We start from the raw sequence: 16,125 nt of genomic DNA, 5'->3' as shown, positions 1-16,125 counted from the left end.
CGTCACACGAACCGGTCACCACCAGGCACGCGCCGCGGACCCCGAAACCATCGCCCAAGTCCAGGACGCCCGAACCACCGAGCCCCACGCGAGAAGCCCCGGCTTCCTCTTCACCGCTGTCAGCGATCCGGCCCGGCGGCTGCGACGAGGCGGCAGCGGCGCTGACCGCATACCGCCGGAACGCCGGGTCCGTCCGCAGCAGCCAGGCGGCCGCGGCTCAGCAGACGTACCGCGACCTGATGGGCGCACGTCTCGACGCGGAAGGAGTGGTAGGGGAGAAGATCAGTCGGCTGGCCCAAGAATTCCAGGAGCTGAACTTTCGCATGACGGGCATGACCGGCGGCGATCCCAACCAGGTGATCGCGGATATCAATACAGACGTCGCGGAGCTCAACAGGCTGTGCGAATCCCCCTGAGCCCGCGCACGCCTGATCCGCACACGCGGCGGATCGCCGTCAGCGGTCCCTGGCCGCGCGGCGGGCGGCGTCGATGGCCTCGGCGGGCACCGATCGGGCCGGGCGGGTGAGGATGCGGCGGATGGCCGCTGCGGGCACCTTGGGCTCGCGGTCCTCGGTCAGCAGCCCGTTCGACTCCTGCTCGGTGTCCGTCAGTTGGGTCCAGCACAGACCGGCCAGCTCCGGGTTGTCCAGCACCGCGTCCACGATCTGCCGGAAGCCCTCGGCCAACTCCTCGGTGGAGCCGACGGTGCCGTACCCGTGCCAGGCCTCGTCCCGGGCCGGGCGGAGGCTGGTCCCGCCGATCTCGGACAGCACCACCGGCTGGCCGCGCCGGACCGGGTCGCCGAGCAGGGCGACGCGCCGCGCGGGCGGGCGGTCGCCGAGGATGCGCGCGAGCGCCTCGGGACCGTCATAGCGCTCGCGGATCGACTCGCCGGTCGGCGCGTAGTCGTGCAGTCCCCAGATGTCGCTCTCCGTGTGCTCCCATCCGTCGTTGGAGATCACCGGCCGGGTGCCGTCGAGTGCCTTGGTGAGGTGGTAGAGCGCGGCGGTGGCGTGCCGTTGCTCGGGTACGTCCGCCCCGTGCCAGACACCCCAGCTCTCGTTGAACGGCACCCACGTCACCACGCACGGATGGCTGCGGTCGCGGGCCACGACCTCCAGCCATTCGCGGGTCAGCCGCTCGACCGTGCGGGGCGCGTACTCGTACGCGCTGGGCAGCTCGCTCCACACCAGCAGGCCGAGCCGGTCGCACCAGGCCAGGAAGCGCGGGTCCTCGACCTTCTGGTGGATCCTGACACCGTTGAACCCCAGCTCCTTGGCCAGCTCGACCTCCCGGCGCAGCGCGGCGGCGTCCGGCGCGGCCAGGTGCGAGCGGGGCCAGTAGTTCTGGGCCAGGACCAGGCGCAGGAAGCGGGGCTGGCCGTTGAGGAGGAAGCGGCCGTCCCGGACGCCGGTGCTGCGCAGGCCGACGTACGAGGTGGCCGCGTCGATCGGCGCGCCGTCGCCCCCGATCACCTCGATCCTGGCGGCCAGGAGCGTCGGCTGCTCCGGCGTCCACAGCAGGCGGCCCTGCTCCATCTGATGCCGGGCCGCCGGGACGGCGATCGTCCACCGGCCGTCCCGCCGGTCGGTGCGGCATGTCTGCTCCGCCAGGACCTCCTCGCCCAGGCTGAGGACGACGCGGACGTCCACGGCGGGATCCGGCCGGCGGGACAGCTCCACCTCGACGGTGACGGACGCGCCGGGGACGTCAGGGGTCCAGTGCAGGCCGCGGACGTGCAGGTCGGGCACGACCTCCGCCCAGACCGGCTGCCAGATGCCGGTGGTGCGGTGGTACCAGATGTCGTGGGGCTCCCCGCGCCAGTCCTGCTTGCCGCGCGGCTGGGTCGCGTCGTCGCACTCGTCCTGCGCGCGGACCACCACGACCTGCTCCTCGCCGGGAACGACGGCCTCGGTGACGTCGAAGGTGAAGGGCGTGTGGCCGCCCTCGTGCTCACCGGCGTACTCGCCGTTGAACCACACCCGCGCCCGGTAGTCCACCGCGCCGAAGTGCAGCAGGAGCCGCTCGCCCGGCCCCGGCTCGCGCTCCAGGCGCAGCGCGCGGCGGTACCACACGATCGGGTGGGGCTCGGGCTCGTGTACGCCGGACAGCTCGCTCTCGGGCGGGTACGGCACGACGATCGCGCGCGTGAACGCCCCGGCGTCGCGGTGCCAACCCTCGACCAGGCCGCGGTCGCGATCGTCGGCCGCGTAGCCCCACTCGCCGCACAGGTCCTGCCAGTGCGGGCGGACGAGGAGGGGACGGGGGTAGTCGGGATCGTGGGTAACGAAAGCTCCTTGAGAGTGGGTCACGGAAGCTCCCCGAGAGTGGGTCACGAAAGCTCCTCCAGCAGGGTCAGCACGGTCACCGAGTGCGGCGCGATCTCCCACGCCCCGCCGCTCGCCTCGACCTCGCCCAGGTCCCGCACGGCGATCGTGTCCTGTGCGCCGAGCGTGTTGACCGCGCCGAGGCCGGGGACGTCACCGCCGACGGTGCGCACCCGCGCGCGGGCCGGGGTGGCGCCGGAGCTGCCGTCGAGGACCACCCGCACCCGGATGCTCTCGTCGCGGTGGCGGTTGACGACGGCCACCCGTACCGAGCCGTCGTCGGCGCGGGTGGCCGACACGTCGATGAACGGGACGGTCAGGGGCGCGGTGAGCAGCCGGCCGTCAGGGCCCCGGTTGTCGCCGAGCCGGACCGCCGCAGTCCTGGCCGGGCCGTCCACCTCGGACGGCAGTACGGTCCTGCCGGTGTGGTGCCGGTAGAGGTGCCAAAGGTGGTAGATCGCCGAGCGCAGGGCGCCATCGGGGCGGGCGACCACCAGGCCGTTGGCGTTGACCAGGTTGACCGGGTTGGCCATGGACACGGGCGCGGGCAGGCCGGCGGAGCGATGGACGGCGTGGAACACTCCGGCGCAGAAGACCAGGTCGGCGACCGTGCGAGGGCTCCACCGGTTCACCCGCACCCGGCGCTTCGGGCCGCCCGTTTCGGGAAGCTCGGGCCCGCCGCCGCCCGTCTCGGGCAGCTCGCGCTCGGCGACGCCGCCGTCCTCGCCGGGCAGTGGTTGCGGCCAGTCCTCGGGTTCGAGGTGGCGCATGGTCCACTCGTCGAGCGCGAGCGCGGGCGGGCGCTCCAGACCCACTTCAGCGGCGAGCTCGGTGACGAGCTGGGAGTAGGCATGGATCTCGCGCTCGAAGTACAGCGCCTGGGCCACGACGGCGTCGTAGTCGTCGCCGGTCCACAGATGGGTGCTGGCGCCGTACAGGTGCAGGGACAGATAGTCCAGCAGCTTGCCCGCCCGGGCCAGCAGCGGGCGCGTCCACTGCTCCTGCTGCCAGGGGATGCCGACACCGATCAGGCGGATCTCGGGGTCGACCAGGCGCATGAACCGGGCGTGCTCAAGGGCGGCGGCGGCGTACTCCTCGGCCGTGCGGTGGCCCATCTGCCACGGGCCGTAGACCTCGTTGCCCACGCCCCAATAGCGCACCTTCCACGGCTCGGCCCGCCCGTTCTCGGCGCGACGGCCGGTGAGCGTGGTCGCGCGGGCGGAGTTGGTGTACTCGACCCAGCGCACCGCCTCGTCCACGTTCCGGCAGGAGTGCACCAGGTACGGCTCCGCGCCCGCCGCCTCGCACCAGGCCAGGAACTCGTCGGTGCCGAAGCGGTTGGACTCCTGCCCACCCCAGGCCAGCTCCAGCCGGCTCGGCCGCGTCCCGCGCGGGCCGATGCCGTCCTCCCAGTGGTAGGCCGAGGTGAAGTTGCCGCCTGGCCAGCGGATCGGTCCCGGGCCCAGCTCGCGTACCAGGTCGAGCACGTCAGTACGGACGCCGTTGAGCAGGCCCGGCTCGGCGACGGACAGGGGTGAGCCCTCGTCGAACACGCCGCCCTCGATGTTCCCGAAGAACGCCGATTCCAGGAAATGTCCGTAGACGTCGTCGTCGATCCGGCCCGCCGGGCGGCGGGTGTCGATCGTCACGAGTGCCTCGCGGCCGTGGACAGACATATGGCTCAGAACTCCATTCCGGTCACTGCTTCACCGCTCCCGCGATGCTGTCGACGAACTTGCGCTGGAGGACGACGAACACGGCGATCACCGGGATCAGCGAGATCACGGCGGCCGCGGCCATCCCCGACCAGTCCGTTTCCCGTTCGCCCGCGAAGACCGTCATGCCCACGGCCAGCGTTCGCAGGTCGGGGTCGCTGAGCGTGAACACCAGCGGAAGCAGGTAGACGTTCCAGGCGAACAGGTACGTGAGGATGACCACCGTGGCGGTGATCGGCCAGGCCAGCGGGAGCATCACGCGGAAGAAGACGGTGAACTGTCCCGCGCCGTCCAGGCGGGCGCACTCCTCCAGTTCGTTCGGCAGCTTCCTGAAGAACCCGGCGTACAGGAGGGTCGAGGCGATCTGCCCGCCCGCGCCCAGGCCGAGTATCACGCCGGCGTGGGTGTTGAGCAGCCCGAGCTGGTCGGTGAGCTGGGTGATCGGGATGATCGTGTAGCCCTCGGGCAGGAAGAAGGTGACCAGGAACAGGCCGATGACGACCTTCTTGCCGGCGAAGTCGTAGCGGCCCAGTACGTAGCCCGCCAGGGCGCTGCGCACGACGACGAGCACCACCGTGCCGATGGTGACGACGAGGGTGTTGACGAAGTACTTGGCGAAGCCGACCTCGGTCCAGGCGCGGGCGTAGTTCTCCCAGACCGGCTCCTCGGGCAGGAGGCCGAGCCCCGAGCCGAAGATCTCGGGCGAGGTCTTGAGCGACGCCGAGACCAGCCAGATGAACGGGTAGACCCACAGGGCGCCGAGCACGAGCAGCAGTACGGCGGTCACCACCTGCCCGGCACTCAGCCGGAGAGGCGGGCGGAGGGCCGACCGCCCCGTGAGCGCGGTCATGCCGAGCCCATCCGGTTCCTGGCCCAGCGCATGCCCACTGCCTGGGCGATCGCGAGGACCATGGTGAGCAGCCCGAACAGCACCGCCGCGGCCGAGGCGTACCCGAGCTGGGGGACGGTGGCCTGGAAGGCCGTGCGGAAGATGAAGATCTCGATCACCTCGGAAGAGAAGGACGGGCCCCCGCCGGTGAGGGTCTGCATCAGGTCGAAGACGTTGAGCGCCGCCACGGTGTCGATCAACGTGATGATCACCAGGAACGGCACCAGCAGCGGCAGCGTGACGCGCCGGAACTCCGCCCAGGGGCCGGCGCCGTCGATCATCGCGGCCTCGTGGACGCCCGGCGGGATCGTCTGTAGCGCGGCCAGCCAGTAGATGAGCGTGATGCCCAGCCACTTCCACACCCAGACGGCGATCCCGGCGTAGAGCGAGGTGCCGGCGTCGGCGGCGAAGTTCGCCGGTGAGTCGATCAGGCCCGCCCAGACCAGCGACACGCTCACCGGGCCACTGGCGTCCAGCAGCAGCGTGAACACGATGCCGACGATCGCGCCGGTGGTGACGACAGGCAGGAAGAACAGCGTGCGGAAGAAACCCTTGAACGGCGTCTTCCTCCGATTGAGCACGATCGCCAGCGCGAGCGCCAGCCCGACCCGCAGCGGCACGGCGATCACGAGGAACACGATCGAGTTCCAGAACGCGTTCCAGAACAGGTCGTCCTCGATCAGCCGCGCGAAGTTCTCGACGCCGATGAACGTCCCGGCGTCGGCGAAGCCCGGCCAGTCGAGGAAGCCGAACCACCACGACGCCAGCAGGGGATAGATGGTGTACGCGCCGTACCCGACGAGGGTCGGCAGCAGGAAAAGGTAGATCCACCAGTCCTTGCGCAGGCGCCTCAGCCGTCCGGGCCGGGGGCGCGCGGAGTGGGTTGTCGTCATGGTGCTCCTGTCCGGCCGCCCCTCAGCGGCCGGCGTAGTCCTGCTGCTCGTAGTCCTTCTTGCGGTCCCAGTTGGCGAAGACCCAGGCGTCGAGGCCGACCTGGACCCCCTTCTCCTCCTTGACCGCCTTGATGGCGCGCTCGCGCTCGGCGCTGAGCTGGTCCTTGTAGCGCCGGAGCTGGCCGCTCACGTCGGAGCTGGAGCCGGTCAGCACCGACTGGACGATGTCGCCGAGGTCGGGATGGATGTCGCGCATCTCGGCCAGCACCTGCCACACGCCCGGCGTGCCGACCTCGGGCACCGGTCCGATGCGCACGTCCTCCTGGAAGTTGGCCACGCACTGTCGGTAGGCGGGGTGCACCTCCGCCTCCTTCACCACCTCGGCCAGCGCGGGCGGCTGGTCCATGGCGGCGGCCAGCTTGAGCTGGAACTCCTTGGTGGTCATCCGCAGCAGTACCTCGGCCGCGGACTTGGCCTTCTTCGACTGGCTCGACACCCAGAACGTGCCGGGCATCGGAGGGCTGTAGACGAAGTTCCTGGTGGTCTCGGGGCAGGGGATGTGCCACACGCCGACCCCGCGCTCGACCGCCTCGGGCTCGTCCACGCGCAGGCCGCCGACGAACCACGCGCCCCACGGGTAGATGGCCGCCTGCCCGGCGGCCCAGCGGGCGCGGGCGTCACGGGGCCCCATCGACGCGGACGCCGGGTGGACGACCTTGTCCTTCTGCAGCGAGACGAGGAATTCGACGGCGTCGATGTACGGCTGGGAGTCGTGGACGTACGCGCCCGTCGCCCAGTCGATGGCGCCGGGGGCGCCCGCTGTCATGGCGAGCCGGTGCACCAGGGTCGCCAGGTATGCGGGGTCCTTGAGCGGGATCACCATCCCGTACGCGCCCGAGGCGTTCCCCTTGGTCACGCGGCGGGCGATGGCGCGCAGGTCGTCCCAGGTGGCCGGCTCGTCCTCGGGGTCCACCTTGGCTTCCTTGAGCAGCGCCGTGTTGAACCACGGCACCGCCTCGTGATTGCGGCCGGAGAACGGGGCGAAGGAGTAGATCTCACCGTTGAAGCGGTGGATGCCGTCGTAGAGCTGACCGGCGATGGGGCTGCCGGTGAAGTCGGCCAGCTTGCCGACCGGCTGGAACCAGCCCTCGCTGACCAGGGCGGCAGGGGAGACGGAGCCCAGCCCCGCCAGCGAGTGCACGTCCGGCATCTGGTTGCTGCGCCGGGCCACCTGCAGCGCCTGGCCCAGGTTGGGCGCGTCCATCTGGCGCCGTTCGATCGTGACGCCCTTGTGCCCCTGCTCGTAGGGGGTGAAGAGGTCGCTCTCCAGCATCTTGGTCAGCGGCCTGAACTGGTCCCACCACTGCAGCGCGTCACTCGCGGCCTGGCTCCGGCGGCTCATCTGCCCGCCGCCGGTGCACGCGGTCAGCGCCGCGGCCAGGACGGCGGCGCTCGCGCCACCGAGGAACTGGCGGCGGCTGACGCCTGCCACGCCGGGCGGGATTCCGGGGATTCGGCGATGCGACCCCATGGCGACTCCTCTTGGTCGTCGGCTTGGTCACGATCCCGCCCAGCCCTGAAGGTTCAGGACTCCCCGCGAAGCGGATCCATGTTTGCGCAAACCTATGGCTGACCTCTATCAACGTCAAGGTCATGATGGTTAGCATCTTAAAAGACCAGTTCAGAGGCCATAGCCTCCTCTGTCGCATGTTTGCGGAAACATGCATCGCGATCCAGCGAGCGGCAACTGAGGACGTCGATGTACGCTGTACGCCGCTGCTACGAGGAAGGGAGAGCGCCCCGCGTGGCTCGACTACCAGGAACGGGATCGTCCGGTGGCCCCTCGATGGCGGACGTCGCCAAGCTCGCCGGTGTCTCCGGCCAGACCGTGTCGCGGGTCGCGAACGGCAACGACCGGGTGACCGCCGCCACGCGGCTCAAGGTCGAGACGGCCATGAGACAGCTCGGCTACCGCACCAACATCGCCGCGCGGGCGCTGGCCACCGGCCGGTTCGGCACGATCGGCGTCGTCATGTTCAACCTCAGCGCCGTGCTCAACGTCCGCATCGTCGAGGCCGTGGTGAGCGGCGCCCAGGCCCGCGGCTACTCGGTGAGCGTCGCGATGGTCGACGGCCCGACCGAGAAGGACATTCGCGCCGCCGTCCGCGGCCTCACCGACCGCGCGGTGGACGGCGTGATCGTGATCGAGGCCCGGGTGCTCGACACCCCGCACCTGCAGCTTCCCGACGAGGTGCCGGTGGTGATCGCCGACAGCAGGGCGGCGCACCGGCACCCCACGTTCGGCATGGACGAGGCCGCGGGCACCCGCGCCGCCGTGGATCACCTGCTCGGGCTCGGCCACGCCACCGTCCACCACGTGGCCGGGCCGGCCGGCTCGATCCCGGCGCAGCGGCGCCGGGCCGCGTGGCAGCGGCTGCTGAAGCGGTCCGGCCGCGCCGTCCCGCCGCCCGTCGTCGGCGACTGGTCCCCGCAGTCGGGGTACGACGCCGCCCGCCGCCTGCTGGCCGACGACACCGTGACCGCTGTCTTCGCCGCCAATGATCAGATGGCCGTGGGCGTCCTGCGGGCGGCCGACGAACTGGGGCGCAGAGTGCCGGACGATCTGAGCGTCGTCGGCTTCGACGACCTCGACTTCACGCCGTTCCTCTCTCCGCCGCTGACGACCGTACGCCAGGACCTCGCCGCCGTCGGCCGCCGCTGCCTCGAACAGCTGATCGCGCAGATCGAGGCCCCGCAGGGGGCCGAGGCGTCTGCCTCCGCCAGCCGTTTCGTGCTGCCGGAGCTGGTGGTGCGGGCCTCCACGGCGCCACCGCGCCGCTGACCTCAATACCGCCGTCCGTTGACAGGCGAAATGGGTTAGCGCAAACATGAATGCGGCCAGCCGATATACGCATCGGCCCCCTCCGAGAAAGCAGGTCCCATGCTGCGCCGACTGTCGACCATCGCCATGACAGCGGTTCTCGCCCTCTCGACTCTCACCCAGGCCGCCATCGCGGAAGGAGCCCAATCCGTGGCCCACGACAAGCCGCGCGCCCGCGCGTACGGCGCTCTGGGAGCCAACTTCAACGAGAACCTCGACACCCTCGACTTCCGGGAACTGCGCGAGGCCAACGCGCAGTGGGTCCGCGGGTTCTTCCCGATGCCCCAAACCGACCAGGGCGACCCCGCCAAGCACGTCTCGATCAGCACCATCACCAAGGCGGCCGCGCGCGGCTACGACACCGTGCTCAGCCTGAAGTTCCCCTACAACTCGGCGTCCTTCCCCGCGCCGGGCAGCGCCAAGATGGCCGCGGAGCTGGCCCGGCTGGACAAGGTGCTGCCCGCGGTGATGGGCAAGGTGGACATCCTCGCGATCGGCAACGAGCCCTTCATCGAGAGCCTGCCCGCCGAGCGTGACCAGCGGCTCAACACCTTCTACGAGACCGTCGCCCGCCACGTGATCGACTACCGGCGCGAGAAGTGCGGCGCGGACTGCGGCACCTCGCTCTACATGGGCGCGCTGAACCGCCTCGACCTGGCCGACCGCCGCACCCCGGCGGCCGAGCGCTGGATGACCTTCGTACGCGAGACGCCGGAGATCGCGGGCGTGGACATCCACCCGCACGTCCCCTCGCAGGCGGCCGCGAAGCCGTTCCTGGACTACATCCTGCCGAAGATGCGTCCGGACCAGACGTTCCTGGTCACCGAGTTCTCCATCGTCTGGTACTGGCAACAGCACCTGAAGGACCCGATCCCGGCCACGTTCGCCAAGAAGTACGACTTCCCCGCCGACACCCTGGTCTGGCAGGTCATCAAGGCCGCCATCGACAAGCCGTTCACTGAGCGGAAGTGGGACGACTTCCTGAACAGTAGCCCGTGGTTCACCAGCCAGGCGAACTTCCTGCGCGACCAGATGAAGCTGTACCGGGGCACCGGGCGGCTGGCCGTCGCCACGTACGGCTTCAAGCAGGACGACCCGATGGTCACGAACTTCGGCCCTGACAAGACCCCGTGGCTGCTCAACAGCGTGTACGCCTCCAAGATCGTGCGGCCCCGCGGCGAGCTTTCTGGGCGCGGCTACTGGCTCGAAAGCTTCCGCAAGCTCCAGCAGCCCTGACCAGGCCAGCCCTGACCAGCCCGCACCGGTCGTCGCGAACCTGCGGCTGCCGGTGCGGTGTCACGGACGTTTTCCTGCCGTGACCTACCTGCGTGCACCGAACGGATCGCGCGCTGACGTGGAGGACGTGACTGATGACTGATTCCAACAACGGGTTCAACGTCGACCGACGGTCCCTGCTGGCGGGAGCCGCCGGCCTGCTGGGAACGGCGGCACTGCCCGCGACCGCCGCGAAGGCGAGCACCTCGATGAAGCGATACCCAGCGAACTGGCCCGACCTCGAACCTTACGACCTCGCCGACACCCGGCTCGACCTGTGGCCGCGCGAGGACAACTCCCTCATCCTCCCGCTGGAGCTCCGCCCCCGTGACAAGGAGCTCGGCCGGGTCTGGATGCGGGACACCTACGTCAACTGTTTCGTGGTGAAGGGTCGTCCGATCTACGTCGCCACCGGCACCACCCGGGCGCCCGGGGTCGAGGGCGCCGCCCCGTGGAACGACGGCATCTTCATGTGGGTGTCCCCGTCCCTGCGCGGGCCGTGGAAGCTGGCCGACACCACCGGCATCCGCCCCGGCGCCGAGAAGGGCAAGGTCTGGTCGCCCGAGTTCGTCGACGAGAACCGGCCAGGCCGCATGGTGGTCGCTCCGTGGCAGGAGTACTGGAACGACGACCAGTTCGGCAAGCGCGGCGATGTCTGGGCGCCGGAGGTGCACTACTTCCGCGGTAAGTGGTACATCGTCGCCTGCATGGGCGACCACGCGCACAAGGTCGGCTCGTTCATGCTCGTGAGCGAGGGTGGTCCCGAAGGCCCGTACCGGCTGGTCCAGGGCAACCACGACAAGCCCTTCGGCGACCCCGTCAGCGGCGGGCCCGGCTTCATCCTGCCCGGCGCCTACCACCACATCGACGGCAGCCTCTACTCCGAGGGCGACGACGCCTGGCTGGTGCTGCACAACCACGTGTACGCGAAGTTCCGCGACGACATGGAGGACATCGTCCCGACCACCAACCTCCCGCAGTTCCAGCAGACGCCCTACACACCCGAGCCGTATCTCGAAGGCGCGTACGTCTTCAAGTACGGCGGCAAGTACTTCCTGCTCCAGGCCGCCTGGAACCGGACCTCGACCAACGCCGACGGCAGCACCCGATACGCCTACGACCCACCCGGCACCGGTCGCGCGCAGTACCACTACGACGCGGTCGTCGCCGTCTCGGACACCTTCGAGGGACCGTACTCGAAGCGGTGGACCGTGGGTGTCGGCGCCGGCCACAACAACTTCTTCGTGGATCACACCGGCAAGCTGTGGGCGACGTTCTTCCGCAACCCCAGATTCGGCTACTGGGCCGACCCGTCATGCGTCGGCGACACGGCGGTGCCCGGGATCGTGCGGGTGGAATGGACGGGACCGAAGGGCAACCGCCTGTACGTCCAGCGCCGGAACCACTGACCCTGTCCCCCGAGCGAGCTACCGGCGAATGTCCTCCGTGTGGTGACGATTCCGCACCCGTCGACTCCATAACGTAACGGGCGTGGCACGACACCTCGGCCACCTTCCCGATTCCGCACTGGAGGACATCATGCCCCGCAAGCTCAAGGCAGCCGTTGTAGCCGCACTGTGCGTCACCGTGATCGGGGCGGGGGTCACCGGCTGCGACGAGGACTCGATGGACAACTGGGACCCACTCGCCCCCGCGACCCACAAAGCCGACGCCGACCGGATCTCCGGAACCAAGAAGATCACTGTTGACGGCCGGTCGGTGAACGTGTCCTGTTCGGGCGACCCGGCGAAGGGCAAGCCCGTCATCGTGCTGATGCACGGAGGAGGTGACGGGCTGGACAAGATGGCCGCCCTCCAGAAGACGCTGAGCGAGAAGAACCAGGTCTGTAGCTACGACCGGCTCGGCGCGGGCGCCAGCGACCAGCCGGACGGCCCGCAGGACTTCGCGAGCACCGGGAAGATCCTCACCGGCGTGCTCGACCGGGTCGCCGGTGATGGCCCGGTCGTCCTGGCGGGGCACTCGCTGGGCGGACTGATCGCCGCCAGATACGCCCCCGACCATCAGGACAGGGTCAAAGGGCTGGTCCTGATGGACGCCACGCCACCCACGATGGTGCACGACATCTCGAAGGTGATCCCCGAGTCCGCCAAGGGCCCGGCAGCCGAGGTACGCGCGCAGAACCTCGCGATATTCCAGGGACAGAACCCGGAGAAGCTCGTCATCACCGATGGAAAGGCGCGCTCCGCCGGAAACATCCCGGTGGAGGTGATCCAGCACGGCAAGCAGTACCTCGCGGCCCTCCCCACATACGGGCCGCGCCTGGAGCAGGCGTGGTCCGCGGGCCAGCGCAAGTGGCTCGCGCTGTCCAGCGCCGGCAAGCTGAGCACGGCCACCGGCAGCGGCCACTACATCTACCTCGACCAGCCTGACGTCGCCGTCCAGGCCATCCAGCGCGTCACCTCGGCCGCGGAAGACAGCGCCTGAGCCCAGATCCACCGCATTCCCGCAACGGTGCCGCGGAACCAGGCCGCTACTCGTCGATCCAGCCGAGCTCAACTGCCCACCCGTGCGTCATGGCTTCGGCCGCGGGCAGAGTGAGAAACGAAACGGCATACACAACAACGAGGAGCCCGATCGGAACGGCCCAAGCGTGAAGATGGGTTTCCGCTGGACCGGCCCCATCCTGTCCAGCATTGGCACGGCGCTCCCGCCGGAGTCGCGTCTGCGGGAGCCGACGGTCGGCGCCGCCGGCCACGTCGCCTTCGGCCACGGGGTGCACCACTGCCTCGAGGCACCGCTGGCGCGGATGGAGATGCGCATCGCCTTCCCGGCCCTGCCGCGGCGCTTCCCCGGCCTCGCCCCGGCCGAGCCGGACGAGCAGGCCGACTTCCGAACCTTCAGCGCCGTATACGGCTTGAACGCGCTGCCGGTGACCTGGTGAGTGGACGGCCGCTCGCCCAACAGCTCTACGCCTGATGTCCGCACAAGCGATGAAAAACATGACACAAGATGTCGGGTTTTGGGACGAGCATGGGTCCGCCGGTCGGCGCTGATGGAGGACGTCGGCCGGGCCCTACGGATGGACAAGAACCGCGATGCGCGAAACCCAAGAAGATCTCAAAGAGCTGCAGGCCCTGCTGGATGCTTCTCTCTCCCTTTCCACCTCGCATCTCCGCTCGATCATCAATGCCGAGAGGACGTTGACCGCGAAGCAGCTCACCGGCGTACTCACCGGGATGCGCACCCTGGCCCTTTCCACTGTGACGGCCAAGGGCGAGCCGCGGATCAGCGGGGTGGACGGGCACTTCCTGCACGGTAAGTGGCACTTCGGCACGGCGCGCGAGGCCGCCAAGGCCCGTCATCTGGCTGCCCGCCCCGCCGTCAGCGCCGCGCACATGCGCGGTGAAGACCTGGGCGTGTTCACGCACGGCACGGTGGAGATCCTCAACCCTCCAGGCGGCGAGCCGGCCGCGGACTGGCCGGACCTGCTCGCCTACTTCAAGGACTTCTATGGTGACGACTTCTTCGACTGGGACAACGAAGTGGTCTACTACCGGCTGCGTCCGCACTGGATGAGTGTCTTCGCCCCCGACATCGCCAAGGTCATTGCGAGGGTGAACGAAAGTTGACGGCATTCGTACGGGACGTCGGGGCTATGGGACGCGAGGCCATCGACGTGGTGGGGGCTCGTACCAACAATCTGCGGGACGTGTCGGTGAGCATCCCCAAAGGGCGGCTCGTCGCGTTCACGGGAGTGAGCGGCAGTGGCAAGACCTCGTTGGCCATCGACACACTGCACAATGAGGCCCAGCTTCGGTATCTGGAAGGGCTTTCGCCGTTCGTACGGCAGTACATCACCCAGCGCAATCGACCGAAGGTCGACCGCATCCTGGGGCTCGGCGCGACGATCGCGGTCGATCAGCGTCGCCTGAACCGCAACCCCCGCTCCACGGTCGCGACGATCACCGGCATCGACGGGCACCTGGGGCTGTTGTACTCGCGCCTTCCCGGGATCGGCGCGGACCCGGCGGCGGAGAGTGGGGACGGGCATCTGACGACCGCTCACTTCGACCGCAACACGCCGGAGGGGAGCTGCGCGGACTGCCATGGGGTGGGCGGGCGCTGGCAGGCGCAGGAGGACCTGGTCATCACCCACCCGGAGTTGCCGCTGTTCGAGGGGGCCTCGCCCTGGTACGCGAAGTGGCGGTCGGGAGAGCACGCGTTCGTACCGGCGCTTGCCGACAAGCGGGGCGTGGACCTCGGCCGGCCGTGGCAGTCGCTGCCTGAGGAGTTCCGTCACTGCGTGCTGTACGGCACGGGTGACGAGAAGATCGAGGCGACCGTGGACATGACGAACAAGAATGAGACGGCCCAGGTGACCTACACCTTGAGCGAGCCGCTGCGGGGGGCGCTCGCTGAGGTGGAGCGGGTGTTCATGAACGCCCAGACCTCCAGCGCCAAGCAGCGCTACCTGCCGTACATGCGTAAGCGGCCCTGTGGCACCTGCGGTGGCAGCGGGTACGACCAGGTGGCCCTGTTCGTGCGGCTCGGCGGTCTGACCTATCCCGACCTGCTCGAGGTGGAAGTACGGGAGGTTCGCAGGTGGGTGAGGCGCGTGGCGGACGACCTGGGCTCCCGGCAGCGCGAGGTGGGTGAGCCGCTGCTGCAGGACCTGGACCGCAGGCTCGGCATCCTCGACCGGCTCGGCCTGGCCCATCTCCAACTGGCCCGGAGCGCGGCGACGCTGTCCGGGGGTGAGTTGCAGCGGACCCGGCTCGCCGCGCAGCTCAGCACTGAGCTGAGCGGCATCATCTTCGTCCTGGACGAGCCCGGGGCCGGGCTGCATCCGGCGGACAAGGCACACCTGCTCGACATCGCCCTGGAAGTGCGCGCGGCCGGCAACACGGTGCTCCTCGTCGAGCACGACCCTGAGCTGATCGCCCGGGCCGACTGGGTGATCGATATGGGGCCGGGCGCGGGCCGTCTCGGCGGTGAGGTTCTGGTGTCGGGGCCGCCCGCCGACGCGGCCGCCCACCCGAAGTCGCTGACCGGGCGCTATCTGGCCGGTGAAGGGCCGCAGCTGCGCCGGACCCGCCGCCCGGCCGGGGACGACACCGGCTGGATGGAGCTGCACGGCCTGCGTGCGCACAACGTGACCGCGGACCTGGTGCGTTTCCCCGTCGGCCGGCTCACCTGCCTGACCGGGGTGAGCGGCAGCGGCAAGAGCAGCCTGCTAGGCGTGCTCGGGACGAGCGTGGCGGCCGCCCTCAACGGGGCGGCGACCGACACGGTGCGGGAGGTGACCGGCATCGAGGCATTCGGCTGGGTCGCCGTCGTCGATCAGGAACCGCTCGGGCGGACGCCGCGGTCCAACCCGGCTACGTACAGCAAAGCATTCGACATCGTCCGCAAGCTGTTCGCCGAAACCGACATGGCGCGCGGGCGCGGGGTCAGTGCCTCCTGGTTCAGCTTCAATACGGCGGGTGGCGGCCGCTGCGAGACCTGCACCGGTTATGGCCGCAAGCTGGTTGACATGCACTTTCTGCCGGATGTGTGGGTCGTCTGCGACGCGTGCGAGGGGCGGCGCTACCAGCCGGAGGCCTTGGAAATCAGGTATCAGGGGCTGGCCATCGACCAGGTACTAGAGCTGACCGTCGCCGAGGCCGTGGCGCGGTTCTCCGAGCCCCGGCAGCTCACGGAGACCCTGGAATCCTTGAACCAGGTCGGACTCGGCTATCTCCAACTCGGCCAGAGCGCCACCGAGTTGTCCGGCGGCGAGGCACAGCGGCTGAAACTGGCGTCCGCGATCCAGCGCGGTGCCGCGAGCCGCAAAGCCGGGCTCGTCGTTCTCGACGAGCCCGTCTCGGGCCTGCACCCGTCTGACATCCAGCGTGTGGTGGATGCGCTCGATGTGTTGCTCGACTCGGGCAACACCGTCGTCGTGGCCGAACATGACATCCCCGTCGCCGCGTCGGCGGACTGGGTGATCGACCTGGGGCCGGGAGCCGGTCCGGACGGGGGCGCGGTGGTCGCGGAGGGCACCCCGGACGCCGTCGCGACGGCGGACACCCCGACCGCCGGCTTCTTCCGCCGGTACGCGGCGGGCCTGCCGCTCCTGGAGGTGGGAGAAGTCGTTTCGGTGCCTTGTTCGTGAGCGTGGCGTCGTGGGCGAGGGTTCTGAGGC

At 69.7% G+C, this 16,125-nt stretch carries 13 protein-coding genes; 8 read left to right on the top strand and 5 right to left on the bottom strand.

What is annotated here, in order from left to right:
- The first annotated feature begins 239 nt into the window (after nucleotides 1–239).
- Complete coding sequence (locus AB0J16_RS00195; RefSeq protein WP_358532606.1) at nucleotides 240–416, top strand: hypothetical protein; 177 nt, start codon at nucleotides 240–242, stop codon at nucleotides 414–416.
- A 39-nt stretch (nucleotides 417–455) separates the two neighbouring features.
- On the opposite strand, the gene AB0J16_RS00190 is transcribed toward AB0J16_RS00195, so the two are convergent.
- Genes AB0J16_RS00190 through AB0J16_RS00170 form a run of 5 tightly spaced genes read right to left on the bottom strand, consistent with a single transcriptional unit; the run spans nucleotide 456 to nucleotide 7,355 of the window.
- On the bottom strand, nucleotides 456–2,312 hold the full coding sequence (locus AB0J16_RS00190) for a sugar-binding domain-containing protein (protein WP_358532603.1): 1,857 nt from the start codon (nucleotides 2,310–2,312) through the stop codon (nucleotides 456–458).
- Nucleotides 2,313–2,332: 20 nt separating this feature from the next.
- Nucleotides 2,333–4,003 (bottom strand): alpha-L-arabinofuranosidase C-terminal domain-containing protein, encoded by a 1,671-nt coding sequence (locus AB0J16_RS00185; RefSeq protein ID WP_358532600.1) that lies wholly within the window; start codon nucleotides 4,001–4,003, stop codon nucleotides 2,333–2,335.
- 22 nt (nucleotides 4,004–4,025) lie between these two features.
- Entirely contained in the window at nucleotides 4,026–4,892 is an 867-nt protein-coding gene (locus AB0J16_RS00180; protein WP_358532597.1) for a carbohydrate ABC transporter permease, read from the bottom strand.
- The gene (locus AB0J16_RS00175) at nucleotides 4,889–5,824 is read right to left on the bottom strand and encodes a sugar ABC transporter permease (protein WP_358532595.1); all 936 of its coding nucleotides are present in this window, start codon (nucleotides 5,822–5,824) and stop codon (nucleotides 4,889–4,891) included. The genes AB0J16_RS00180 and AB0J16_RS00175 overlap by 4 nt, the downstream gene beginning before the upstream one ends.
- 22 nt (nucleotides 5,825–5,846) lie before the next feature.
- The gene (locus tag AB0J16_RS00170) at nucleotides 5,847–7,355 is read right to left on the bottom strand and encodes an extracellular solute-binding protein (protein WP_358532592.1); all 1,509 of its coding nucleotides are present in this window, start codon (nucleotides 7,353–7,355) and stop codon (nucleotides 5,847–5,849) included.
- Nucleotides 7,356–7,670: 315 nt separating this feature from the next.
- Between AB0J16_RS00170 and AB0J16_RS00165 the strand changes: the two genes are divergently transcribed.
- The 7 genes from AB0J16_RS00165 to AB0J16_RS00135 all read left to right on the top strand — a co-directional run bounded on the left by AB0J16_RS00165 (nucleotide 7,671) and on the right by AB0J16_RS00135 (nucleotide 16,095).
- Nucleotides 7,671–8,666 (top strand): LacI family DNA-binding transcriptional regulator, encoded by a 996-nt coding sequence (locus AB0J16_RS00165; protein WP_358532590.1) that lies wholly within the window; start codon nucleotides 7,671–7,673, stop codon nucleotides 8,664–8,666.
- 99 nt (nucleotides 8,667–8,765) lie between these two features.
- Entirely contained in the window at nucleotides 8,766–9,941 is a 1,176-nt protein-coding gene (locus AB0J16_RS00160; RefSeq protein WP_358532587.1) for a hypothetical protein, read from the top strand.
- Between the two features lie 134 nt (nucleotides 9,942–10,075).
- Nucleotides 10,076–11,389, top strand: a complete 1,314-nt coding sequence (locus tag AB0J16_RS00155) for a family 43 glycosylhydrolase (RefSeq protein WP_358532584.1) — start codon at nucleotides 10,076–10,078, stop codon at nucleotides 11,387–11,389.
- A gap of 82 nt (nucleotides 11,390–11,471) precedes the next feature.
- On the top strand, nucleotides 11,472–12,425 hold the full coding sequence (locus tag AB0J16_RS00150; RefSeq protein ID WP_358532581.1) for an alpha/beta hydrolase: 954 nt from the start codon (nucleotides 11,472–11,474) through the stop codon (nucleotides 12,423–12,425).
- A gap of 166 nt (nucleotides 12,426–12,591) precedes the next feature.
- Nucleotides 12,592–12,882: a hypothetical protein gene (locus AB0J16_RS00145; protein WP_358532578.1), complete on the top strand. Its 291-nt coding sequence runs from the start codon at nucleotides 12,592–12,594 to the stop codon at nucleotides 12,880–12,882.
- Between the two features lie 154 nt (nucleotides 12,883–13,036).
- Nucleotides 13,037–13,570, top strand: coding sequence for a pyridoxamine 5'-phosphate oxidase family protein (locus AB0J16_RS00140; RefSeq protein WP_358532575.1), 534 nt, complete (start codon nucleotides 13,037–13,039; stop codon nucleotides 13,568–13,570).
- Nucleotides 13,567–16,095 (top strand): excinuclease ABC subunit UvrA, encoded by a 2,529-nt coding sequence (locus AB0J16_RS00135; RefSeq protein WP_358532572.1) that lies wholly within the window; start codon nucleotides 13,567–13,569, stop codon nucleotides 16,093–16,095. Before AB0J16_RS00140 ends, AB0J16_RS00135 begins: the two co-directional genes overlap by 4 nt.
- Nucleotides 16,096–16,125: the final 30 nt, after the last annotated feature.

Source organism: Nonomuraea sp. NPDC049750 (assembly GCF_040659625.1).
Classification (GTDB): domain Bacteria; phylum Actinomycetota; class Actinomycetes; order Streptosporangiales; family Streptosporangiaceae; genus Nonomuraea.
This window is presented reverse-complemented; position numbering and strand designations above follow the sequence as displayed.

Excerpts from the sequence above, each read along its gene's own strand:
- AB0J16_RS00180 (WP_358532597.1), bottom strand. The coding sequence starts at position 4,892 with ATGACCGCGCTCACGGGGCGGTCGGCCCTCCGCCCGCCTCTCCGGCTG.
- AB0J16_RS00185 (WP_358532600.1), bottom strand. The coding sequence starts at position 4,003 with ATGTCTGTCCACGGCCGCGAGGCACTCGTGACGATCGACACCCGCCGC.
- AB0J16_RS00140 (WP_358532575.1), top strand. The coding sequence starts at position 13,037 with ATGCGCGAAACCCAAGAAGATCTCAAAGAGCTGCAGGCCCTGCTGGAT.
- AB0J16_RS00195 (WP_358532606.1), top strand. The coding sequence starts at position 240 with ATGGGCGCACGTCTCGACGCGGAAGGAGTGGTAGGGGAGAAGATCAGT.
- AB0J16_RS00175 (WP_358532595.1), bottom strand. The coding sequence starts at position 5,824 with ATGACGACAACCCACTCCGCGCGCCCCCGGCCCGGACGGCTGAGGCGC.
- AB0J16_RS00160 (WP_358532587.1), top strand. The coding sequence starts at position 8,766 with ATGCTGCGCCGACTGTCGACCATCGCCATGACAGCGGTTCTCGCCCTC.
- AB0J16_RS00155 (WP_358532584.1), top strand. The coding sequence starts at position 10,076 with ATGACTGATTCCAACAACGGGTTCAACGTCGACCGACGGTCCCTGCTG.
- AB0J16_RS00165 (WP_358532590.1), top strand. The coding sequence starts at position 7,671 with ATGGCGGACGTCGCCAAGCTCGCCGGTGTCTCCGGCCAGACCGTGTCG.
- AB0J16_RS00170 (WP_358532592.1), bottom strand. The coding sequence starts at position 7,355 with ATGGGGTCGCATCGCCGAATCCCCGGAATCCCGCCCGGCGTGGCAGGC.